The organism is Aquimarina latercula DSM 2041, assembly GCF_000430645.1.
Classification (GTDB): Bacteria; Bacteroidota; Bacteroidia; order Flavobacteriales; family Flavobacteriaceae; genus Aquimarina; species Aquimarina latercula.
Genome location: NZ_AUMK01000003.1, coordinates 667,134 through 688,766, shown reverse-complemented (window position 1 = coordinate 688,766; position 21,633 = coordinate 667,134). Strand labels below are relative to the sequence as shown.

At 32.3% G+C, this 21,633-nt stretch carries 23 protein-coding genes; 15 read left to right on the top strand and 8 right to left on the bottom strand.

Translation table 11 applies throughout. The annotated features are described in order from the left end of the window. Entirely contained in the window at positions 1 to 525 is a 525-nt protein-coding gene (locus H526_RS0103260) for a hypothetical protein (protein ID WP_027391671.1), read from the top strand. After that, positions 526 to 1,968 (top strand): SLC13 family permease, encoded by a 1,443-nt coding sequence (locus H526_RS0103255; RefSeq protein WP_027391670.1) that lies wholly within the window; start codon positions 526 to 528, stop codon positions 1,966 to 1,968. Between the two features lie 45 nt (positions 1,969 to 2,013). Here the strand turns inward: H526_RS0103255 and H526_RS0103250 are convergent, their stop codons facing one another. Then, positions 2,014 to 2,730, bottom strand: coding sequence for a hypothetical protein (locus H526_RS0103250; RefSeq protein ID WP_035084208.1), 717 nt, complete (start codon positions 2,728 to 2,730; stop codon positions 2,014 to 2,016). Between the two features lie 47 nt (positions 2,731 to 2,777). After that, positions 2,778 to 3,848 carry a 3-dehydroquinate synthase gene (gene aroB, locus H526_RS0103245; RefSeq protein ID WP_027391668.1) on the bottom strand — a complete coding sequence of 357 codons (1,071 nt, stop codon included), beginning with the start codon at positions 3,846 to 3,848 and terminating at the stop codon, positions 2,778 to 2,780. A 166-nt stretch (positions 3,849 to 4,014) separates the two neighbouring features. Between aroB and H526_RS0103240 the strand changes: the two genes are divergently transcribed. From H526_RS0103240 to H526_RS0103230, 3 genes are all read left to right on the top strand, one after another. After that, positions 4,015 to 5,190: a proline dehydrogenase family protein gene (locus tag H526_RS0103240; protein ID WP_027391667.1), complete on the top strand. Its 1,176-nt coding sequence runs from the start codon at positions 4,015 to 4,017 to the stop codon at positions 5,188 to 5,190. A 5-nt stretch (positions 5,191 to 5,195) separates the two neighbouring features. Then, positions 5,196 to 5,576: a VOC family protein gene (locus H526_RS0103235; RefSeq protein ID WP_027391666.1), complete on the top strand. Its 381-nt coding sequence runs from the start codon at positions 5,196 to 5,198 to the stop codon at positions 5,574 to 5,576. Between the two features lie 76 nt (positions 5,577 to 5,652). After that, positions 5,653 to 6,225: a pentapeptide repeat-containing protein gene (locus H526_RS0103230; RefSeq protein ID WP_027391665.1), complete on the top strand. Its 573-nt coding sequence runs from the start codon at positions 5,653 to 5,655 to the stop codon at positions 6,223 to 6,225. Here H526_RS0103230 and pdxR read toward each other — a convergent pair. Then, positions 6,215 to 7,711, bottom strand: a complete 1,497-nt coding sequence (gene pdxR / locus H526_RS0103225) for a MocR-like pyridoxine biosynthesis transcription factor PdxR (RefSeq protein ID WP_027391664.1) — start codon at positions 7,709 to 7,711, stop codon at positions 6,215 to 6,217. The genes H526_RS0103230 and pdxR overlap by 11 nt on opposite strands. Before the next feature lie 73 nt (positions 7,712 to 7,784). On the opposite strand from pdxR, the gene H526_RS0103220 reads away from it, so the two are divergent. Further along, positions 7,785 to 8,444 carry a pyridoxamine 5'-phosphate oxidase family protein gene (locus tag H526_RS0103220; protein WP_027391663.1) on the top strand — a complete coding sequence of 220 codons (660 nt, stop codon included), beginning with the start codon at positions 7,785 to 7,787 and terminating at the stop codon, positions 8,442 to 8,444. 22 nt (positions 8,445 to 8,466) lie between these two features. Beyond that, positions 8,467 to 8,757, top strand: coding sequence for a DUF1272 domain-containing protein (locus H526_RS0103215; RefSeq protein WP_027391662.1), 291 nt, complete (start codon positions 8,467 to 8,469; stop codon positions 8,755 to 8,757). Positions 8,758 to 8,911: 154 nt separating this feature from the next. Here the strand turns inward: H526_RS0103215 and H526_RS0103210 are convergent, their stop codons facing one another. From H526_RS0103210 to porX, 5 genes are all read right to left on the bottom strand, one after another. Then, positions 8,912 to 9,310, bottom strand: a complete 399-nt coding sequence (locus H526_RS0103210) for a hypothetical protein (RefSeq protein WP_245591177.1) — start codon at positions 9,308 to 9,310, stop codon at positions 8,912 to 8,914. 76 nt (positions 9,311 to 9,386) lie between these two features. After that, entirely contained in the window at positions 9,387 to 10,586 is a 1,200-nt protein-coding gene (locus tag H526_RS0103205; protein ID WP_027391660.1) for an alanine dehydrogenase, read from the bottom strand. 148 nt (positions 10,587 to 10,734) lie between these two features. Continuing rightward, entirely contained in the window at positions 10,735 to 11,271 is a 537-nt protein-coding gene (locus tag H526_RS28160; RefSeq protein WP_051335946.1) for a hypothetical protein, read from the bottom strand. Between the two features lie 376 nt (positions 11,272 to 11,647). Beyond that, positions 11,648 to 12,055: a tRNA (adenosine(37)-N6)-threonylcarbamoyltransferase complex ATPase subunit type 1 TsaE gene (gene tsaE, locus H526_RS0103195; protein ID WP_027391659.1), complete on the bottom strand. Its 408-nt coding sequence runs from the start codon at positions 12,053 to 12,055 to the stop codon at positions 11,648 to 11,650. Positions 12,056 to 12,146: 91 nt separating this feature from the next. Next, positions 12,147 to 13,697, bottom strand: coding sequence for a T9SS response regulator signal transducer PorX (gene porX, locus H526_RS0103190; RefSeq protein ID WP_027391658.1), 1,551 nt, complete (start codon positions 13,695 to 13,697; stop codon positions 12,147 to 12,149). Positions 13,698 to 13,929: 232 nt separating this feature from the next. On the opposite strand from porX, the gene H526_RS0103185 reads away from it, so the two are divergent. The 8 genes from H526_RS0103185 to sucD all read left to right on the top strand — a co-directional run bounded on the left by H526_RS0103185 (position 13,930) and on the right by sucD (position 21,460). After that, entirely contained in the window at positions 13,930 to 15,159 is a 1,230-nt protein-coding gene (locus tag H526_RS0103185; RefSeq protein ID WP_027391657.1) for an HD domain-containing protein, read from the top strand. A gap of 25 nt (positions 15,160 to 15,184) precedes the next feature. After that, positions 15,185 to 16,213, top strand: a complete 1,029-nt coding sequence (gene lpxD, locus H526_RS0103180) for a UDP-3-O-(3-hydroxymyristoyl)glucosamine N-acyltransferase (RefSeq protein ID WP_027391656.1) — start codon at positions 15,185 to 15,187, stop codon at positions 16,211 to 16,213. Further along, complete coding sequence (locus H526_RS0103175; RefSeq protein WP_027391655.1) at positions 16,206 to 17,609, top strand: bifunctional UDP-3-O-[3-hydroxymyristoyl] N-acetylglucosamine deacetylase/3-hydroxyacyl-ACP dehydratase; 1,404 nt, start codon at positions 16,206 to 16,208, stop codon at positions 17,607 to 17,609. Before lpxD ends, H526_RS0103175 begins: the two co-directional genes overlap by 8 nt. A 48-nt stretch (positions 17,610 to 17,657) precedes the next feature. Then, positions 17,658 to 18,440: an acyl-ACP--UDP-N-acetylglucosamine O-acyltransferase gene (gene lpxA, locus H526_RS0103170; protein WP_027391654.1), complete on the top strand. Its 783-nt coding sequence runs from the start codon at positions 17,658 to 17,660 to the stop codon at positions 18,438 to 18,440. A 35-nt stretch (positions 18,441 to 18,475) separates the two neighbouring features. Next, positions 18,476 to 19,042 (top strand): elongation factor P, encoded by a 567-nt coding sequence (efp, locus tag H526_RS0103165; protein WP_027391653.1) that lies wholly within the window; start codon positions 18,476 to 18,478, stop codon positions 19,040 to 19,042. 40 nt (positions 19,043 to 19,082) lie between these two features. Next, entirely contained in the window at positions 19,083 to 20,021 is a 939-nt protein-coding gene (locus tag H526_RS0103160) for a UDP-3-O-(3-hydroxymyristoyl)glucosamine N-acyltransferase (protein ID WP_027391652.1), read from the top strand. After that, complete coding sequence (locus H526_RS0103155; RefSeq protein WP_027391651.1) at positions 20,014 to 20,421, top strand: nuclear transport factor 2 family protein; 408 nt, start codon at positions 20,014 to 20,016, stop codon at positions 20,419 to 20,421. The genes H526_RS0103160 and H526_RS0103155 overlap by 8 nt, the downstream gene beginning before the upstream one ends. 166 nt (positions 20,422 to 20,587) lie before the next feature. Continuing rightward, a complete protein-coding gene (sucD, locus tag H526_RS0103150; RefSeq protein WP_027391650.1) occupies positions 20,588 to 21,460 on the top strand; it encodes a succinate--CoA ligase subunit alpha in 873 nt (290 codons plus the stop codon). The last annotated feature ends 173 nt before the right edge of the window (positions 21,461 to 21,633 follow it).

Sequence of the window (21,633 nt, the reverse complement as noted above, 5' to 3'; positions counted from 1 at the left end):
ATGATATTAGGAATTGGCTCTAGAATAAAGCATCCAACCTATGGATTGGGTGTAGTTACTAATGTTACTGCAAAAATGTATTGGGTAACTTTTATAGAAAATGGATTAGAAACTATTGATGTTGATGAAGATTTTGAAATAATCGATGGAGTAGAGGATGAAGTTGATACTATTAGTTTCTATGAAGTAGAAAAAACATTTAGAGAGTTGTTAAAACGTTATAGCGATATCTCAGAAATAGTTCCAATCGCTGATAAATGGAAAGGCGGAAAATTAATTTTGGAACCAGGTGATTCTAATTTAGCTTCTAAAGAAATTCCAATTGATACCTTCTTTCATAAAATAGTGATGGTACGAGATCGTATCCGTGTCATGGAACAAAAGATCAATAGTTCTAAGGTAATTGATGATCAAGATAAGGTAGATCTACAGCAATATATAACACGTATGTATGGAAGTTTAACAACTTTTAATGTGTTATTTAGTAATAAATCTCAACAATTCACTGGAAGTAGCAAAAAATAAATGACACCATATCCACTCATCAAAAAGATTGGATTAATAGCTGGGCCGATATTATTTTTGCTATTGATCAATCTTCCTATTGTTATCGTTTCAGAAATTGCCGACAAAGTAATTTCGGTAGCGGTTTGGATGATTGTTTGGTGGATAACGGAGGCAGTTTCTATATCGGTTACAGCTTTGATTCCTTTAATATTATTTCCATTAGTGGGAGTTTTGGACCTTAAAACAGTTTCACAAAGTTATGGTAGCCCAATAGTATTTTTGTTTTTTGGTGGTTTTGTGATGGCGTTGGCTTTAGAAAAAGTAAATCTCCATAAGCGAATAGCACTGTCTATTATAAAAATAACAGGAGCCAGTCCTGATCGTGTGATTCTTGGATTTATGATTGCTACAGCTTTTATGAGTATGTGGATTAGTAATACGGCTTGTACAGTGGTGATGCTTCCAATTGCTTTATCCGTGATACAGCTTTTGGTAGATGATGAAGATGGTTTTACTAAAAATGACAGAAACTTTGCACTGAGCATTATGTTAGGGATTGCTTTTTCTGCCAATGTTGGTGGAGTAGCGACTATTATCGGTACACCTCCAAATTCTGTATTAGTAGGTTTTTTAGAAAATGAATATCAGATAGAGATCTCATTTCTTAACTGGATGTTACTGGCACTTCCTTTTTCTGTATTGATGATTGGTATTATCTATTTTGTCATTGTGAAATGGATTTATCCTAATAAGATTACAGGTTTTACAGCATCCAAAGATGTTATCAACCAAGAACTAAAGAAGCTAGGTAAAATAAAGCGTACGGAACGCAGAGTGCTTACTATTTTCTCTGCAGTCATTTTTTTATGGATTTCCAGGACTACGATTAATGGCTTTTTTCCTGATCTAAGGTTATCTGATACTGGTATTAGTATGATGGGGGCATTTGCACTATTTGTAATACCGTTTCGATTGAGTAAAGGAGAATTTACTTTGATTTGGAAAGATACACAAAAACTTCCTTGGGGGATTCTAATTTTATTTGGTGGAGGATTAGCATTAGCAAGTGGTCTATCTCATGCGGGTTTGATAGAGCTAGTAGCGAATATGATTGCAGCCAATAAAGGATTGAGCTTATTGGTTGTTACACTATTACTGATCGTTTTTATGCTCTTTATGACAGAATTAATGAGTAATGTAGCTTTGGTAGCGATTTTTGTTCCTGTAGTAGCTGGAATTGCTTTAGGGTTAGATATACCAATGCTTCATTTATTAATTCCTGTAACAATGGCAGCAAGTTGTGCATTTATGTTACCTATGGCAACACCACCAAATGCTATTGTATTTGCTAGTGGTTTTGTAAAAGTATCTGAAATGGTAAAAGCGGGACTAATTCTAAATATCATATCAGTAATATTATTAGTCTTATTGTTTAAATTTTACGTGTCTCTATTGTTTTGAGATATGGAATCAAGTACAAAGTAAAGAGTACTGAATAATACTTGTTTACTCATTCCAAGCTCTTAAATTACTTATTGGAATCCCAACACCTAATGCCTTGTGATATTGTGCTAAATAGGCTCCGCTTTCCGTTGTTTTCCAGTTCTCCCAACTAGCTTCGATACCTCCAATAGGAATTAATGAAACCCACATTTGATAGGTAGTTGGTACATAGTTTGCATCTACTTTCCATAGATACGAATCTCCAGGTGTAGTGCCGCCCGAATCATAAGTAACTAATAAGCCTTTACTGCCATTTTCTAAATCAACTAATTTTCGAGTCACTCCATTATCAAAAAGTTTGTGAGGTGCTACCACCCAAAAAGAATCATTATTAAAATAAGCTAGTGCTTTGTTTAATAACTCATCTTTCTTTGGAGAATCAATCAAGTTTCCATTTTCAGTAATAGAACTATTTTCAGAATTTTGTAGATCAAGGTTTGCTCGATAAGTATCCCATTTTACTTCGACCTTTCCAGATTTTTTATTCCAGATATAATGATTTTTGTCTCTAAAAGACCACTGAATATAGTCCGTATTAATGAATTTATCGTGGTTTACTGCTTTCTGCATTTGTAAAGCAAAGTTATCAGCTTCTTCTCCTGCGATACCATTGGGCATTTTTTGATGTAAAGAGAAATATAGAATAGCAATTAGAAATATTACAATTACCAATAAACTGGTGAAAAATATTTTTAAAAGTTTAAAAAGACGTTTTTTCAAGATAGTAAGATTTTATTCAGTTTTAAAGATATTAAATCAAACCGAAATTATAATGAAGCATAGTATTCAAAAGCATCAATTATTAAATCATCAGAAACAATACAGTTATATTTTGCGTCACCAATTGTATTTAATAAAACAAAATAAATATTCCCTTTTTCATTCTTTTTGTCATGAACCAGTAGTTCCATAATAGTTGGATAATCTTTGGGGTCAATATCAACTTTGGGGAATGTAGCTAGGATCACTTGAGTAATTTGTATAAGTTCTAATTCTGTAACAGATAGCAGTGCTGCGGATATAAAACCTTCCAAAATCATACCAATGGCGATCGCTTCTCCATGTAATAATTCAGGTTTTTCTGGATGTGTTAAATAAAAAGATTCGATCGCATGACCAAGTGTATGACCAAAATTCAAATATTTTCTGATATTCTGTTCAGTAGGGTCTTCAAAAACAATCTTATTTTTGATAATTACAGAGTCGTAGATTAATTGATCTAAATCATCTGTGGTTAACTTAGAGAGGTCGCTCATTTTATCCCAATATGCTCTGTCTTGTATTAATCCGTGTTTTAGCATTTCTGCAAAACCGCTACACATTTGATTAACAGGCAGAGTTCCTAAAAATTCAGTATCCACAAGAACCATTTCGGATTCGCTAATGACTCCCACCATATTTTTAAGATTCCCAAGATCCACACCTGTTTTTCCTCCAACAGAGGCGTCCACCATGGCTAATAAAGAAGTAGGTACATTAATATAGCTAATACCTCGTTTATAGGTGCAAGCGATAAATCCTCCAAGATCGGTAACTACACCACCACCTAAATTAATTAATAAACTTTTTCTGTCAGCTCCATATTCTGCAAGTACATTCCATATGCTAGTACATGTATCGATGTTTTTGTTGATTTCTCCTGGTTCAATTTCTAAAACTTCTACTTCATATTCTTTTTCAATCTTACTCATAAAATGAGCATAACAGTTTTGATAGGTATTACTATCAACAAGAATGAAAATTTTAGAATGGTTTGCTTTTTCTAAATAAGCATTAAGAGCAGTGTAGCATTCATCGTTAAAATATACGATAGAATCTTTAGAAACTATGGGCTTCATAAAAGGTGTTTTAACAGGCTGTGAAATTAAGTAGAATTTGTAATAAAATAAACTTCCAAGTTCTATATTTGCAGATATCTTAAAACAAATAGCTAGTAGTTAATAATACTATGGTTATTTTAATGAATTTAGGTTGATTGTTAAGAATATTTAAAATTTAGACTTAATGAAGGAACATACTTTGTTTGATAATACCGAAACTGCTTTTGCTTTAAAAAGTGATTCGGAACTGGAAAGAGCATATTTTCTTTTTAAAATGATTGCTAATGAACCTCTTGTTCGTATTGGTACTGCGGTAACCAATTTTGCGTTGAAAGCCCATTTACCCGTTAAAGGATTAATTAGAGCAACGGTTTTTGATCATTTTTGTGGTGGAGTGGATGAAGAAGATTGTTTGCCAGTTGTTGAAAAAATGTATGCCAAAGGAAGAGTTTCTTCCGTGTTAGATTATTCTGTTGAAGGTAAAGAAGAAGAAGAGCAGTTTGATCATGTGCTTAAGAAGATATTAAAAATTCTTGATTTTGTAGATCAAAAAGAAGCAATTCCTTTTGCGGTGTTTAAACCTACTGGTTTTGGTAGATTTCTAGTATGGCAAAAGAAAACAGAAGGTACTCCATTAACTAAAGAAGAAGAACAAGAATGGAAAAGGATAGAAGAACGTTTTGATCAGGTATGCAAAAAAGCATATGAATGTGATGTTCCGTTGTTAATTGATGGAGAAGAAAGTTGGATGCAAGATGCTGCGGATGAATTAGTGGCCAAAATGATGCGTAAATACAATAAAGAAAAGGCGATAGTATATAATACATTGCAGTTGTATAGACATGATCGATTGGCTTATTTAAAAAGGTTGCATGAAGAGGCGAATGTATACGGATTTAAGATCGGAATGAAGATTGTTCGTGGAGCTTATATGGAAAAAGAAAATGATCGCGCTTCAGAAAAAGGATACCCAACTCCAATATGCGAAAGTAAAGAGGCTACAGACCTTAATTTTAATACTACTTTAGAATATATATTGGAAAACTTAAATGATATTTCTGTGTTCATAGGTACTCACAATGAAATAAGTTGTTATCAGGCTATTGAATTGATGAGAAAACAAAAAATAGTAAAAAATGATCCTAGAGTTTGGTTAGGACAGTTGTATGGTATGAGTGATCATATTAGTTTTAATTTGGCTTCAGAAGGGTATAATGTTGCTAAATATTTACCGTTCGGTCCTGTAAAGGATGTTATGCCTTATCTTATAAGAAGAGCAGAAGAAAATACTTCGGTTGCTGGTCAAACAACTAGAGAGTTAGATTTGTTATCTAAGGAAAGAAAAAGAAGAAAGTTATAATAACTATGAATCTGAATCAAGTTACTGTTCCATCTAAAAATGTGGAAAAATCTATTTCTTTTTATGAGAAATTAGGTTTAGTGCTAATTGTAAAAGCATTACCACATTATGCTAGATTCGAGTGTAAAGAAGGAGAAGCTACTTTTTCTATTCATGAAGTTGAAAAATTGCCAGAGGGAGAAGGTGTTTACGTTTATTTTGAAACGGAACAACTAGATAAAGAGGTGGATACGCTAAGATCTATAGGAATAGAGTTCGATCTATTACCAACAGATCAAAGTTGGTTATGGAGAGAAGCAAGACTTAAAGATCCCGATGGGAATAATATTATTTTATATTTTGCTGGTGATAATAGGAAAAACCCTCCCTGGAAAATAAATAGTTAGTAACGATACTAGACAAATTTGTTATATAAATTGTACTTAGAATTATTGATTAAAATAGCTTCTAACAATCACATATATGAATAACATAATACTAGATCAAACATTTACTAATCACGATTTTTCTAATCAAAAAATACCAGGCGCAGAATATGATAATTGTTCATTTGTTAATTGCGATTTTACAGAGGCAAATTTATCCGTTGTACTATTTTTAGAGTGTACATTTATAGATTGTAATTTTACCAAAGTTATGATGAAACAGGCTTCTTTTAGAGATGCGTGTGTTTTTGAAAATTGTAAACTTTTAGGAGCAAATTTCAGTAGTTGTAATGCATTTATGTTTTCGGTAGAGTTTAAAGCTTGTGTGTTAGATTATGCTTCTTTTTATGGTTTTGAACTAAAGAGTATCCTATTTACTAAATCTAAACTGATAGGTGTTGATTTTACAGAAGCTACAATTACTGGTTCTGTCTTTAATGATTGTGATTTATCTACTGCTATTTTTGATCAAACAAATGCAGAAAAAGTGGATTTTAGAACAGCAATTAATTTTGATATAGATCCTACAAAGAATAAGTTAAAGAAAGCTACGTTTTCTAAAGATAATATGAAAGGGTTGTTAAAGAAGTTTGATCTAATTATCGAATAGATTTCATAACGGTTTCTAATGTATTTATAACAGTAATAATTTCTTCTTTGTTTAAAGCTGCAAACCCTATTCGTATTCCATTATGTCCTAGGTTGTTGTTGTCATAACGCCTCCATTCTGGATTAAAAGCTACATTTAATTTTAAAGTTTCTGCCATTACTACATCCCAATTATAAGGTTGTTTTAATCGAACCCAAACTGCCATTCCTCCATTTGGAGTTTCAAAATCAAAAAAATCAACAAGCTTCTCTCTTAATAAACTGCAGAATAGGTCTCTTCGTTCTTTATAAATCTTTCGAACTTTATTACTATGTCTTTGGACATCTCCATTGATGATCATTCTTGCTAATGTTTGTTCTAATAAAGTGTCGCCTTGTCTATCGATAATACGCCTTAATCTTGCTGCCTCATCTATAACATCTTTAGCAGCAATAAAATAACCAATTCGTAAAGCAGGAGCAATAATTTTTGTAAACCCTCCAATATAAATCACATTCCCTTTGGTATCATTACTCGCCAATGGTAGAATAGGTGCATTGCGATAATGAAAATCATAGTCATAATCATCCTCTATAATTGCAAAATTATTCTCTTGTGCTAGATTAAGTAAATGCATACGTCTTTCTGCAGATAAAGTTACAGTTGTAGGATGGTGGTGATGAGATGTAACATAAACAGCACTAATCTTGTTTTTTTTACATATTTTTTCAATTTCCATAGTATTAATACCATGTTGATCTACAGAAACTTGCTTGATAATACCATTAGCTTCTATAAATGTATTATCGGCTGTCATATAATTGGTGTTCCCTGTGACAATAATTTTCTGATCATCGAGCAGTAATTCACTTGCAAGGTAAATTCCCATTTGACTTCCTCTTGTTATGAGAATGTTATCCGTAGTTATTTTTAACCCTCTCGTTTTATTTAGATATGATACTAGTGCTTTGCGTAGATCGAAATTACCATGTGTATCACCATAGGTTAATAATTCTTGGTAATGTTTTTTATTTGTAATGTTTCTATAGTTTCTTGCAATATCTTCTATAGGCGCCAATCGGTGATCAGGAACTCCTTCATCTACTTTAAGAGAAGCTTGTATGGTTTCTATTCCTTTTATAAATAAGTTTTTACGTTTTTTAAAATCAAACCCCGATATGTTTTTCGATGAGACAGGTTTATTAGAATTAGCAAGTTTTTTCGGGTTTATAATTGGTAAATTGTGATTAACAAACGTCCCTTTTGCCGGAATACTTTCTATCCAGCCTTGTGATATTAGTTCATCATAGGCTGCGATTACAGTTTTGCGATGTATTTTTAAATCTTCCGATAATTTACGTGATCCAGGTAGCTTTGTAGAAGGAGCTAGTTTTCCGGATTTGATAAATCCAATCAATTGATCACATAATTGTAAGTAGAGGTGTCGATTTGAATTTTTATCTAAATCGATGTTGCTCTTAAATGGAAATATAACCGGACTACTCATATTATATAAACTGGATTAATTTAATACACCATAAAACTACTAATTTTGATTCAAATCAAAAAAAGAACAAGTAATGTCAGAATATAAAGTTACTCCTCTTAATAAAGTAATTAGAGGGGCAAAAAGAGCTACCTACGATAAGACAGAAATTAATAAAATTTTGGATGATACTTTTTTATGTCATGTAGGATATGTTTGGAACAATCAAGCAATAGTGATACCTACAGCGTATGGTAGAGAAGGAGACACAATCTATATCCATGGTTCGTTAAAAAATAGAATGATCGTTAATTTGTTGGAAGAAGGTAAAGCAAGTATTTCAGTAACTCATCTTGATGGTTTGGTTTTGGCAAGATCTGCTTTTCATCATTCTGCGAATTATCGATCAGTGACTGTTTTTGGAAATGTACGTAAAGTAGAAAATACTAAAGAGAAGATGAGTGCTTTAGAATGTATTTTAAATCATATGGTTCCGGGACACTGGAATAATATAAGAAAACCGAATACTAAAGAATTTAATGCTACATTAGTAATGGCTATTAAAATAGATACTGCCTCAGCTAAGGTAAGGGCAGAAGGCGTCTTGGATGAAAAAGAAGATCATAATTTACCAATTTGGGCTGGAGTTGTACCTATAAAACAAGTTGCATATGAGCCTATTTCGGATCCCGATTTAATACCTGAAATTAAAACCCCTGATGCAGTATTACAATATGTGAATGTCAATAGTTAATATAAAATCAAATCTAATTAGTATGTTAGAAATTAGACCCACTTGCGAAAATTGTAATGTATTATTACCTAATGATAGTAAAGAGGCAATGATCTGTACTTTTGAATGTACTTTTTGTAAAGATTGTGTGGATACTGTTTTGTTTAATGTTTGTCCAAATTGTGGAGGAGGTTTTACTAAAAGACCATCTAGGCCTACTCGGTTGTTAGAAAAATATCCATTAAGTACCAAAGTGGTTTATAAACCAATAAAACTTGAAAAATTTAAGAAATTACTAGAAAGGTTTAGAGATACTAACCCAAGAGAGCGATAGAGAAGGTTTATTAGGATTTAGATTTTCTTTTTTCTCTAGTTTTTTGTTCTAGAAAAACCCCAATAATGGAAAGAACAACACTTAAGCTTAAGGCAATAAATTTAGCATTGGTAAAGAAGATTTTGGTTTTTGGATGAAGAGTAAGAAACTCTAATTATTTTAAAATCTCTAAAGCATTCATTCTAGCAATAGAATCACAATTTGTTATATGTAATCCAATATTTTTTTCTTTAACCAGTCCTTTTATAAAATAGGTGTTACATGAATCTAATTTAGTGTTGCTTTTTCCAAAATCCACATTTCCAGTAGTTAATATAGATGATATGTCTGCAGTGTCTATGTTATGGATTTGCATAGAACTTAAAATATTTTTGGAAAATACACGCTCTTTAATTCTAATATTTTTTAATACTCGAGCATTTGGAGAGTAATCGCAAGATGCATTTTTTCCTCCTAAGAAAAATAGAAGTAAAAATAATCCTATAATAAATCCAAAAAAGTAAAATCCCAGTCGATGCGCTAGTTTCATAGGTGTTCTAAAATCAATGCTCAAAAGTAAGGAAAGTTTTGCATTTATAAACTTTCTATATAGCAAAGAATCTCAAGTAAAGTTTTCTAATTATTTAAAATTAAAGTATTAATAAATTGATATCACGATAAGAAAGATCGAACCAATCAGCTATGGATTTACTGGTTAGAATTCCATGATAAAAATATAATCCACTCTTTAGGCCTCGATCAAAACGAACTGCATTCTCTATGCCACCTTCATCTCCAATTTGTAATAGGTAAGGAGTAAAGATGTTACTAATAGATAAAGATGAAGTTTTTGCGTAACGCGATGGAATATTAGGAACACAATAGTGCACTACACCATGTTTCTCAAAAGTCGGATGATCATGAGATGTTACTTCACTAGTTTCAAAACAACCACCCATATCAATACTAACATCTATGATTACAGCACCATTTTTCATACGCTCTACCATAGTTTCTGATACAATAATTGGTGATCTGTTTTTTCCTCTAACAGCTCCAATAACTACATCACAGCGTCTCAGGGCTTTTAATAGATTTTTAGGTTGTATTGTTGAGGTGTATAATGGTCGTCCTATGTTAGTTTGGATGCATCTAAGTTTAGTAATTGAGTTGTCAAAAACTTTCACATTAGCTCCTAATCCTATGGCAGAACGTGCAGCAAATTCACCTACTGTGCCTGCGCCAATAATAACCACTTCTACCGGTGGTACGCCACTGATATTACCCATCATTAAACCAGAGCCTTGTGTTGCGCTACTCATTAATTCTGAGGCTATTAAAACTCCAGCAGTACCTGCAATTTCACTTAATGCTCGCACGGCTGGATAAGCTCCATCCGCATCTCTAATAAATTCGAATCCCAAAGCAGTAATCCTCTTTTTTGCCAATTCTTGGAAATATATCTTGGATTGCGTTTTTAATTGTAACGCAGAAATTAAAACTGTTTGTGGGTTGATATGCGCTAATTCTTCTATTGATGGTGGTTCCACTTTGAGAATAATAGGGCAACCAAAAACTTTTTTAGTATCATTTGTGATCTCTGCACCTGCTTCACTGTATTCACGATCAGTAAAGCTTGCTCCTAAACCAGCATTAGTTTCCAATAATACTCGATGACCATGAGCTGTTAACGCAGCAACGGCATCGGGAGTTAAACATACTCGCTTCTCCTGATAACTAGTTTCTTTAGGTATACCTATAAAAAGTTTTCCTTTTTTTCGAGCGACTTCAATCATTTCTTCTTGAGGTAGAAGCTGTTCTTTGGTAAAAGGAGAGGTTGGTTTGCTCATTTGTGTGATATTCTTTATCTCAAATTACGAATAAAAAAGGATAGCATCCAAATTTAGTATTACCGTATTTGCAAAGGTTTATATAAGTAATACAGAATTACACAAATAAACCCCTTTTATATTTAAATACACATAAATTATTAATGTTTCACAACTCGCGAAATCGATTCCACCAAGATTTTTTATTCGATTTGTTTAAAGAGTTTAATTCTGACAGATCAATACCATGTATTTTATCAAAGATTTTTGTTCTCATAGAATATACCGTACATAATATAATTATTACAACTGGTATTAGATAATAAAAATGATCACTATCAATTTGTTCTGAATCTTCTAGAATGATAAATACAAGCTGAAAAGAGTAAAGAGAAATTGGAATCAGAATAACAGGGTACCACCAATGCTTACAGGTGAAAAACCATATTATGAATAGGAGTAAGGGGATAAGTTTTCCGAGTACAACCCATATAAATACATTAACACTTTCATAATATTTACTTTGATAGGTGAAAAAAGAATTTTCCCAGATGGCACCATCTGGGAAAATATCATTTACGTAAAATAAAAAAGGAATTATAGCTATTAAAATAACTACAATATTACTTAGAGCCAGGTACTTTGATTTTTTTCTTGGGGGATAAGATTGATTTTGAGATAGTTTTTCCTTGTTGGGTGTTGTCATTTTGTGTGGTTGAGGTATTGAGTTTTGTCTGGTTGTTATTATCTACATCGGAGAATATGTAGGTTGTTAGGGAAAATAAAAAACTAAAAATAATGGTTGTTGTGATTTTCATCTTTATAGGGTTTAAATTAGTTATGGTCCCAAACTTAGATGAAAATCTATCGGTAGCTCAATTTAAAAAAATTGTAGTTTTGCAAGCTGTAAGAAGGCTATTTTGTTACTGCAAAAAAGTATTGTTCTTACGTGATTCCTGTTAAAAAACATATTTTTATCGATTAAGTACTAGTAAAAAACAACAATAAAAATAGGTTATTCTAGCTGTAAGAAAAAGCGTAACTCTGTTAAAGTTTATTAAAATGACTTTTTTAACATCTTTTTACCCTAATGAAAGTACTCTTTTACCATCGTCTAATAGTTTGATTTTAATTTTAACACTATTTTCTGGTAATAAATTTGATATTTTTTCTGGCCATTCAATAAATATCCAAGCATTAGTGTCTAGGTATTCTTCAAAACCGATATCATAAGCTTCTTCTTCTTCTTGTATTCTGTAAAAATCAAAATGATAAATGGTGTTTTCTTCACCACCTTTGTATTCGTTTACTAAAGAGTAGGTGGGACTAGAGATATTGTCACGTACACCTAATTGTTTGCAGATCTCTTTTATTAAAGTTGTTTTGCCAACTCCCATTTCCGCGTCAAATAGGATTGTTTTGTGTTTAGAGTAGGTAATAATGTGTTGTGCAGTTTGCGAAAGTTCGTCTAGGGTATACGTTATCTTCACTACAGTTTGTTTTTAGAATGACTTGTCAAAGTTAATAAAGCGTATGTACTATTATATTTTTGTACATACGCTTTTATAATAAATGTTTTGTTTATCGGGGATTTAAAACCGCAAACGGAATAATCATTTCTTCAAGAGAAACTCCTCCGTGTTGATACGTATTTCTGTAATATCCAACATAATGATTGTAATTGTTTGGATATGCAAAGAAATAATCTCCTTTTGCAAAGATAAATGAACTACTCATATTAATGGATGGTAGATGAATAGATTTCGGATTTGTAGCTGCTAATACTTCTTTATCTTCATAAGTAAGACTCTTTCCAGTTTTATATCTTAGGTTTAAACTGGTATTCTTATCACCAATAACTTTAGAAGGGTTTTTTACATTAATGGTCCCATGATCTGTAGTAATTAATAATTTAAATCCCATTTGCTGTGCTTGTTGTATCATCTCTAACAAAGGAGAGTTTTTAAACCAGCTTTGGGTTAATGATCTGTAAGATTTGTCGTTAGAAGCCAACTCTTTAATCACTTCCATTTCAGTTTTACTATGCGACAACATATCTACAAAATTATAAACAACAACTGTTAGATCATTGTCTTTAAGTCCTTTGAAATTAGCTGCTAAGGTTTTTCCAGATCTTTCATTTGTGATTTTATAATATTCGTGCTTAATGTCAAGACCTAGCCTTTGTAATTGCGCAGTAAGAAACTCATTCTCGTTCATGTTTTTACCACCTTCATCCACATCGTCTAACCAAAGATCCGGATGTCTTTTCTTCATGTCGGCAGGCATAAGACCGGAGAAAATAGCATTACGCGCATATTGTGTTGCAGTTGGTAAAATACTACAATACGATATTTCTTCTTCTTTTTTGTAATAGTTATTTACAATAGGTTCAAACGCTTTCCATTGATCATACCTAAGATTATCAATTACTACAAAAAGTGTTGGTTGCTCTTTACTTAACTCTGGAACTACTTTCTCTTTAAAAAGTGTATGAGACATAATTGGAGCGTCTCCATCTCCATTAAACCAGTCCGGATAATTTTTGTCAATAAATTTACAGAATTGAGAATTCGCTTCTACTTTTTGAGATTCTAGAATTTCGAACATCCCTGTATCTTCAATATCTTCTAATTGAATTTCCCAATACACTAGTTTTTGGTATAGATCAACCCATTCAGAATAGGAATTTACCATAGCCATATCCATAGCTATTTTTCTAAATTCCTGCTGATAATTTGAAGTCGTTTTTTCAGAAACTAATCTAGAATGATCTAAATTCTTTTTTAGACTCAGTAAAATTTGATTCGGATTTACGGGTTTAATTAGATAGTCAGCAATCTTGCTTCCAATTGCTTCTTCCATAATATATTCTTCTTCACTTTTAGTAATCATTACCACAGGAAGGCTGTCATTCTTTTCTTTGATCTCCGCTAATGTGTCAATTCCTGATAGTCCGGGCATATTTTCGTCAAGAAAAACGATGTCAAAATTTTCATCTTCAAGTGTTTCAATCGCTTCAGTACCACTTTGGCATTTGGTAACTTGATAATTTTTCTTTTCGAGAAATAATATATGTGGTTTCAATAAATCAATTTCATCATCTACCCAAAGTATCTTTATGTTGCTCATTATTATGTTATTTTTTTATTCGTTATTACCAGATGGTTATGTCACAAAACGACTAAAGGAGTACAGTTTATATAGTCTTTACTCTTTAGTTTCATTTTATTTAGTGACTGTTTCTATTTTAAATAATTACAATTTTACTTTATCAATATATAAGGATATAGTATAATTCATATGAGTTAATTCGTAATTCTGAATCCATACATATATATTTGTTGATAAAAGTACTATAAACTTGAAAAAAAGAAATAAACTCAAAATATTAAACGATCCAATTTACGGTTTTATTACCATACCTAATGAACTAATTTTTGATCTTATTGAACATCGATATTTTCAAAGATTACGTAGGATATCTCAGATGGGCTTATCATATTTAGTATATCCAGGAGCGCATCATACTAGATTTCATCATGCTTTGGGGTGTATGCATTTAATGCAAAATGCAGTGCGAGTCCTTCGTTTTAAAGGAGTTAGTATTTCTGCGGATGAAGAAGACGCATTATATATAGCTATATTATTACACGATATAGGACATGGTCCTTTCTCGCATGCGATGGAACATAGTATAGTTAATGAAGTAAATCACGAAGCAATTTCCTTGATGTTTATGGAGGAAATCAATAAAGAATTTAACGGGAGTTTAACGCTCGCTATACAGATTTTTAAAGGAGAGTATAATCGTCAATTCCTTCATCAGTTGATTTCTGGACAATTAGATATGGATCGTTTAGATTATCTAAAGCGAGATAGTTTTTACACTGGAGTTGCAGAGGGTAATATTAATAGTGAGCGTCTTATTACAATGTTAAATGTTGTAGAGGATGAATTGGTAGTTGAAGAAAAAGGGATATATTCAGTAGAGAAGTTTTTATTAGCAAGAAGGCTTATGTATTGGCAAGTATACTTACACAAGACTAGTATAGTCGCCGAAAGTCTGTTGATTAGAGTTTTAAAAAGAGCTAAGGAATTAGTTGATCAAGGAGAAAAGCTAAATGCTAGTAAACCTTTGTTGTTTTTTCTAGAAAATAAAATAACCGCAGATAATTTCACAAAAGAGGTTTTAGAAACTTTTTCGAAGCTAGATGATTATGATATAGTATCGGCTATGAAGGAATGGGCAACTTCTGAAGATTTTGTATTACGAAATTTATGTAATATGATTATCGATAGAGATTTATTGCGTATAAAAATTAAAAAGAAAACATTTAATGCGGATAAAATAGATAAACGTATAAATGATTTTAGATTAAAATCTAACATTTCTGAAGAGGAAGCACGTTATTTTATATTTACAGGAATGATTTCTAATCAGGCTTATCATCAAAATAAACAGAATATAAATATTTTATACAAATCAAGTAAAATAGTTGATATAGTGAGTGCTACGGATCAATTTAATTTGAAGGCGTTATCAAAACCAGTAACTAAATATTTTATATGTTATCCAAAGTACATAGATTAACACATTTTTTATACTTTTGTTGCTAATGATTTTTACAGCCACACAAATTGCAGGTATTCTAAATGGTGAAATCGAAGGAGATGAAACCGTAGAAGTATCAAAACTAGCAAAGATAGAAGAAGGAACTAAAGGTTCGCTCACATTCTTGTCTAACCCCAAATATACTCCATACATTTATTCTACTAATGCATCTATTACGATAGTAGATAAAACTTTTGAAGCTGAGTCTGATATTAAGACCACTTTGATTAGGGTAGATGATGCTTATAAAGCATTCTCACAGTTATTGGATTATTACAATATGGTAAAGATGAATAAGACAGGTATTGAACAGCCTAGTTTTATTTCAGAAACTGCTAAATATGGAGATAATATGTATTTAGGTGCATTTTCATATTTGGGTGATAATGTTAGTATTGGAGAAAGTGCTAAGATTTATCCTAATGTATATATAGGAGATAATGTTACTATAGGAAATAATGTTATTGTTTTTGCCGGAGCTAAAATATATTCTGAATCAATAATAGGAGATGATTGTGTTATCCATAGTGGCGCTATTGTTGGTGCAGATGGATTTGGGTTTACACCTAATGAAAAAGGGGAGTATAGTAAAGTCCCACAAACAGGAAATGTTATTATTGAATCCAGCGTAGATGTTGGAGCAGGAACAACAATTGATAGAGCTACCCTTGGATCAACAATTATTAGAAAAGGAGTAAAACTCGACAATCAAATTCAGATAGCGCATAATGTAGAGATCGGAGAGCACACTGCAATTGCTGCGCAAACTGGTATTGCGGGATCTACCAAAATAGGAAAACATTGTTTGATAGGAGGCCAGGTTGGTATTGCCGGACATTTAGTTATAGGTAATAATGTTAGAATTCAGGCACAATCGGGAATAGGAAGAAATATTAAAGATGGAGAAGCTATTCAAGGTTCTCCAGCATTAGGGTACTCAGATTATAACAAATCTTACGTACATTTTAAAAATTTACCCAAAATTGTAGATAGAGTATACAAACTTGAGAAAAAGATAGATGACAATGAGTAATTCCGTTGCGAATAAACAAAGAACTATTCAGAAAGAAATAGAACTCAAAGGAGTAGGGCTTCATACAGGAAAAGAAGTTACACTTACTTTTAAACCTGCACCAGAAAATCATGGATACGCTTTTTGCCGTGTTGACTTAGAAGGCAATCCAATTATAGAGGCAGATGCTAATTATGTTGTAAATACTCAAAGGGGAACAAACCTTGAGAAAAATGGAGTAAGTATTCAAACTTCTGAGCATGTGTTGGCAGCTTGTGTTGGTCTAGAAATAGATAATCTATTGATAGAGCTTAATGCTTCTGAACCACCCATAATGGATGGATCTAGTAAGTTTTTTATACAAGCTCTAGAACAGGCTGGTATTGTGGAGCAAGAAGTAGAAAGAGATGAATATATAGTTAAAGATGTAATATCATATACAGATGAAGAATCTGGAAGTGAAATTATAGTAATGCCATCTGATGAGTATCAGGTAACTACAATGGTGGATTTTGGGACTAAGGTTTTAGGAACTCAAAATGCATCTTTAAAACACCTTTCTGATTTTAAGGAAGAAATTGCAGATGCTAGAACATTTAGCTTTTTGCACGAATTAGAAATGTTACTAGAACATGGCTTGATAAAAGGTGGAGATTTAAATAATGCAATTGTTTATGTGGATAAGGAACTTAGTTCAGGAACCATGGAAAAGCTAAAAGTTGCTTTTGGCAAAGAATCTATTGCTATAAAACCAAACGGGATATTAGATAATTTAACGTTGCACTATCCTAATGAAGCCGCAAGACATAAATTATTGGATGTAATAGGAGATCTTGCCCTTATTGGAACACGCATAAGAGGTAAAATCATAGCAAATAAACCAGGGCATTATGTAAACACACAATTTGCTAAGAAACTCTCTAAGATTATAAAAATTGAGAAACGTAATAAAGTTCCTAAATTTGATTTAAATCAAGAACCTTTAATGGATATCAATAAAATTATGTCTATGCTTCCTCATAGACCTCCATTTTTATTGATTGATCGAATTTTAGAAATGTCAGACAAACATGTTGTTGGGATGAAAAATGTGACTATGAATGAACCATTTTTTGTTGGACATTTTCCTGGAGCACCAGTTATGCCTGGAGTTATGCAAGTAGAAGCTATGGCGCAAACAGGAGGGATACTAGCACTTAGTACTGTGCCTGATCCAGAGAATTACTTGACTTATTTTATGAAAATTGATAAAGTAAAATTTAAACAACAAGTTCTTCCAGGAGATACATTGATATTTAAATTAGAATTATTAACTCCGATAAGAAGGGGGATTTGCCATATGCAAGGTTTTGCGTATGCTAACGGAAAGTTAGTGACTGAAGCAGAACTTATGGCACAAATAGTTAAATCAAAATAATTATTTAGTATATCTGTTATTATATATTAAAACATTAAAACGAAATAAATGAATCAGCCTTTAGCATATGTTCACCCAGGAGCAAAAATTGCAAAAAATGTAGTTATTGAACCTTTTACTACGATTCATAATAATGTAGTGATAGGAGAAGGGACCTGGATCGGTTCGAACGTAACTATAATGGAAGGTGCTCGTATTGGTAAAAATTGTAGTATTTTTCCAGGAGCTGTAATATCTGCAGTTCCGCAGGATAAAAAATTTAATGATGAAGATACTACTACCGAAATAGGAGATAATACTACTATTCGAGAATGTGTTACTATTAATCGAGGTACAACAGATAGAATGAAAACCAAGATTGGTAATAATTGTTGGATCATGGCGTATTGTCATATAGCGCACGATTGTATCGTGGGCGACAATTGTATATTTTCTAATAATAGCACTTTGGCAGGGCATATTAATGTAGGTGATTTTGTAGTACTTGCCGGTATGGCAGCAGTTCAACAGTTTTGTAGTATTGGTAATCATGCTTTTGTAACTGGTGGTTCATTAGTGCGCAAAGATGTTCCTCCATATGCGAAAGCTGCACGTGAACCATTATCTTATGTGGGAATAAATTCAATAGGATTACGGAGAAGAGGTTTTTCAACAGAAAAAATAAGAGAGATACAATCTATTTATAGAATATTATATCAAAGTAATTATAATAACTCGCAAGCAGTAGCAATTATTGAAGCTGAGATGGAAGCTACTCCTGAGCGAGATGAAGTATTAGAGTTTATAAAGAACTCTCAAAGAGGAATTATGAAGGGATATTTCTCTAATTAATAAATAAAATAAGAATTAAGTAACAAGAAATAACAATGGCAAGTACGAGTGATATTAGAAATGGATTATGTATAAAATATAATCACGATATATACAAGATTATTGAATTTTTACACGTAAAACCGGGAAAAGGCCCTGCTTTTGTAAGAACTAAATTGAAAAGTGTTACTACTGGAAAAGTTATTGATAATACATTCTCTGCTGGTCATAAAATAGAAGATGTCAGAGTTGAGACTCATAAGTTCCAGTTTTTATATGCAGAGGGTGATACACATCACTTTATGAATACAGAAGATTACAATCAAATAACTCTGGAGAAATCCACATTAGATGCCCCAGGATTATTAAAAGAAGGGGAAGTAGTTACTGTAATTATAAACTCTGAAGATCAAATGCCTCTTTCTGTAGAAATGCCTGCAAGTGTGATTTTAGAAGTTACATCTACTGAGCCTGGAGTAAAAGGAAATACAGCTACTAACGCTACTAAACCTGCTACCGTAGAAACAGGAGCAGAGGTTATGGTTCCTCTTTTTATTAATGAGGGTGATAAAATCAAAGTTGAAACAGACAAAGGAACGTACAAAGAACGTATTAAAGAATAATTCGGAAGTCAATTATTAATTCTGAATTTGTAATGATAGAATGAAATTTCCTCAAAAACACACATTAAAACAAATAGCTACCATAATATCTTCGGAATTTGTTGGTAGTCCCGATTTTCCGGTTCTTGGCATGAATGAAATACATGTTGTAACACCTGGAGATATTGTTTTTGTAGATCATCCCAAGTATTACGACAAAGCGCTGGAAAGTGATGCAACTGTCGTATTGATAAATAAAAAAGTATCTTGTCCTGAAGGAAAAGCTTTATTGATTTCGGATGATCCCTTTAGAGATTTTAATAAGTTAACTACATACTTTAAACCCTTCGAAAAAGCTACTTCTATAGTTGCAGATACTGCAAAAATTGGCAATAATACGGTAATCCAACCTGGAGCTTTTGTTGGTAATAATGTAGTTATTGGAGATAACTGTTTGATTCATGCCAATGTAAGTTTATATGATAATACCGTTATAGGTAATAATGTTACAATACATTCCGGAACAGTATTAGGGGCTGATGCATTCTATTATAAAAAAAGACCAGAAGGTTTTGATAAATTGATTTCTGGAGGTAGAGTTGTAGTAGGAGATAATGTTGATTTAGGTTCTCTATGTACTATTGATAGAGGTGTTACAGGAGATACTACGATCCAAGAAGGTACCAAGATTGATAATCAAGTTCATATAGGTCATGATACTGTTATTGGAAAAAAGTGTTTAATAGCATCCCAAGTTGGTATCGCAGGATGTGTAATAATCGAAGATGAAGTTACTTTGTGGGGACAAGTTGGTGTTACCAGTGGGATTACTATTGGTACTAAAGCTGTTGTTTCTGCTCAGTCGGGTATTAGCAAATCGTTAGAAGGAAATAAAAGTTATTTTGGAACGCCTGCAGATGATTTTAGAAAAAAATATAAAGAAATCGCAGCCATCAGGCAAATACCTGAAATAATAGAAAAATTGAAGAACAATGAGTAAAACAGCAAAAGAGGTAGTGAAATCCTTTTATCAAACGGATTTGATTCATAATATAGACGCCTTTTCTGAATATTTACATCCGGAAGTTGAGTTAAATTGGAATAGTAGTTTCGGTTATAATAAGAAAGGTTTCGAGGATATTAAGATGATGTTTAAGGAAATGTCCAGTTCATTTGAAACTTTTAAATGTGAAATTAGTCATCTTTTAGAAGAGGACGGTATGGTAACTATTAGATATACATATGTTGCTACCACTATAGAAAGACCCGATAAGGAAGAAGCAATAGCACATTTTATTGCCATCTGGGAATTAAAGAACGATAAATTATACAGAGGATATCAAATTAGTCAACAAGGAGATAATACTCAAGAGAATTTAAAATCATTTTTTTCTAAATAGATTATTTATATCTAAGAAAATAGGTTCGGTTTTTTATAAAAATTTATTAAAAGCTCTGTAAAATCAAAAAATTAAAAAAATGTTTTTTTTTGATTTTTCATTTTAACTATAATGTTCAAAACCGTACTTTTGAAACTGCAAAAAAAAATAAAAAAATCATAACGCAATGAGTGTTCTAGTAAATAAGGATTCTAAAATAATAGTTCAAGGTTTTACGGGTAGTGAAGGTACTTTTCATGCAGGTCAGATGATCGAGTATGGTACTAACGTTGTCGGAGGAGTTACTCCTGGTAAAGGTGGTCAAACACATCTTGATAAACCAGTTTTTAATACTGTAGAGGAAGCAGTTAAGCAAGTGGGAGCTGATACCACTATTATTTTTGTTCCACCAGCATTTGCTGCGGATGCTATTATGGAAGCTGCGGATGCAGGAATTAAAGTTATCATCACTATAACTGAAGGTATTCCTGTTGCGGATATGATTACTGCGTCTAATTATATAAAAGATAAGGCATGTCGTTTGATTGGACCTAACTGTCCTGGTGTTATTACTCCAGGAGAAGCTAAAGTTGGTATTATGCCAGGTTTCGTTTTCAAAAAAGGAAATGTAGGTATTGTTTCTAAATCTGGAACGTTAACTTATGAAGCGGCTGATCAAGTTGTTAAGCAAGGACTTGGAATTACTACAGCGATTGGTATTGGAGGAGATCCTATTATTGGAACTACTACAAAAGAGGCTGTAGAATTATTGATTAATGATCCTGAGACTAGTTGTGTAGTAATGATAGGAGAAATTGGAGGTCAGTTAGAAGCTGATGCAGCTAAATGGATTAAAGCGAGTGGTACTTCTAAACCAGTGGTTGGTTTTATCGCTGGAGAAACAGCTCCTGCTGGTCGTACAATGGGACATGCTGGTGCGATTGTTGGTGGAAGTGAAGATACTGCAGCTGCTAAAAAAGCGATTATGAGAGAATGTGGAATTCACGTAGTAGATTCTCCGGCAGAAATTGGTAAAAAAGTAGCTGAAGTATTAGGCTAATAAATACAGAAAAGAGTATTTAATTCTTTTTTAATAATATATAAAGTCCAAGAGGTTTTTCCTTTTGGACTTTTCTTTTGGTATATGTGTTAAAGTATTCTTAAAAACCGTAACATGTATTAACATTTTGCGTTTAATAGAATGTTAAAGAAACAGTAACTTAAACTATTTAA

Coding starts and splice junctions, on each gene's coding strand:
- H526_RS0103260 (WP_027391671.1), top strand. CDS start 1: ATGATATTAGGAATTGGCTCTAGAATAAAGCATCCAACCTATGGATTG.
- H526_RS0103255 (WP_027391670.1), top strand. CDS start 526: ATGACACCATATCCACTCATCAAAAAGATTGGATTAATAGCTGGGCCG.
- aroB (WP_027391668.1), bottom strand. CDS start 3,848: ATGAAGCCCATAGTTTCTAAAGATTCTATCGTATATTTTAACGATGAA.
- H526_RS0103240 (WP_027391667.1), top strand. CDS start 4,015: ATGAAGGAACATACTTTGTTTGATAATACCGAAACTGCTTTTGCTTTA.
- H526_RS0103235 (WP_027391666.1), top strand. CDS start 5,196: ATGAATCTGAATCAAGTTACTGTTCCATCTAAAAATGTGGAAAAATCT.
- H526_RS0103230 (WP_027391665.1), top strand. CDS start 5,653: ATGAATAACATAATACTAGATCAAACATTTACTAATCACGATTTTTCT.
- pdxR (WP_027391664.1), bottom strand. CDS start 7,711: ATGAGTAGTCCGGTTATATTTCCATTTAAGAGCAACATCGATTTAGAT.
- H526_RS0103220 (WP_027391663.1), top strand. CDS start 7,785: ATGTCAGAATATAAAGTTACTCCTCTTAATAAAGTAATTAGAGGGGCA.
- H526_RS0103215 (WP_027391662.1), top strand. CDS start 8,467: ATGTTAGAAATTAGACCCACTTGCGAAAATTGTAATGTATTATTACCT.
- H526_RS0103205 (WP_027391660.1), bottom strand. CDS start 10,586: ATGAGCAAACCAACCTCTCCTTTTACCAAAGAACAGCTTCTACCTCAA.
- H526_RS28160 (WP_051335946.1), bottom strand. CDS start 11,271: ATGACAACACCCAACAAGGAAAAACTATCTCAAAATCAATCTTATCCC.
- porX (WP_027391658.1), bottom strand. CDS start 13,697: ATGAGCAACATAAAGATACTTTGGGTAGATGATGAAATTGATTTATTG.
- lpxD (WP_027391656.1), top strand. CDS start 15,185: ATGATTTTTACAGCCACACAAATTGCAGGTATTCTAAATGGTGAAATC.
- H526_RS0103175 (WP_027391655.1), top strand. CDS start 16,206: ATGAGTAATTCCGTTGCGAATAAACAAAGAACTATTCAGAAAGAAATA.
- lpxA (WP_027391654.1), top strand. CDS start 17,658: ATGAATCAGCCTTTAGCATATGTTCACCCAGGAGCAAAAATTGCAAAA.
- efp (WP_027391653.1), top strand. CDS start 18,476: ATGGCAAGTACGAGTGATATTAGAAATGGATTATGTATAAAATATAAT.
- H526_RS0103160 (WP_027391652.1), top strand. CDS start 19,083: ATGAAATTTCCTCAAAAACACACATTAAAACAAATAGCTACCATAATA.
- H526_RS0103155 (WP_027391651.1), top strand. CDS start 20,014: ATGAGTAAAACAGCAAAAGAGGTAGTGAAATCCTTTTATCAAACGGAT.
- sucD (WP_027391650.1), top strand. CDS start 20,588: ATGAGTGTTCTAGTAAATAAGGATTCTAAAATAATAGTTCAAGGTTTT.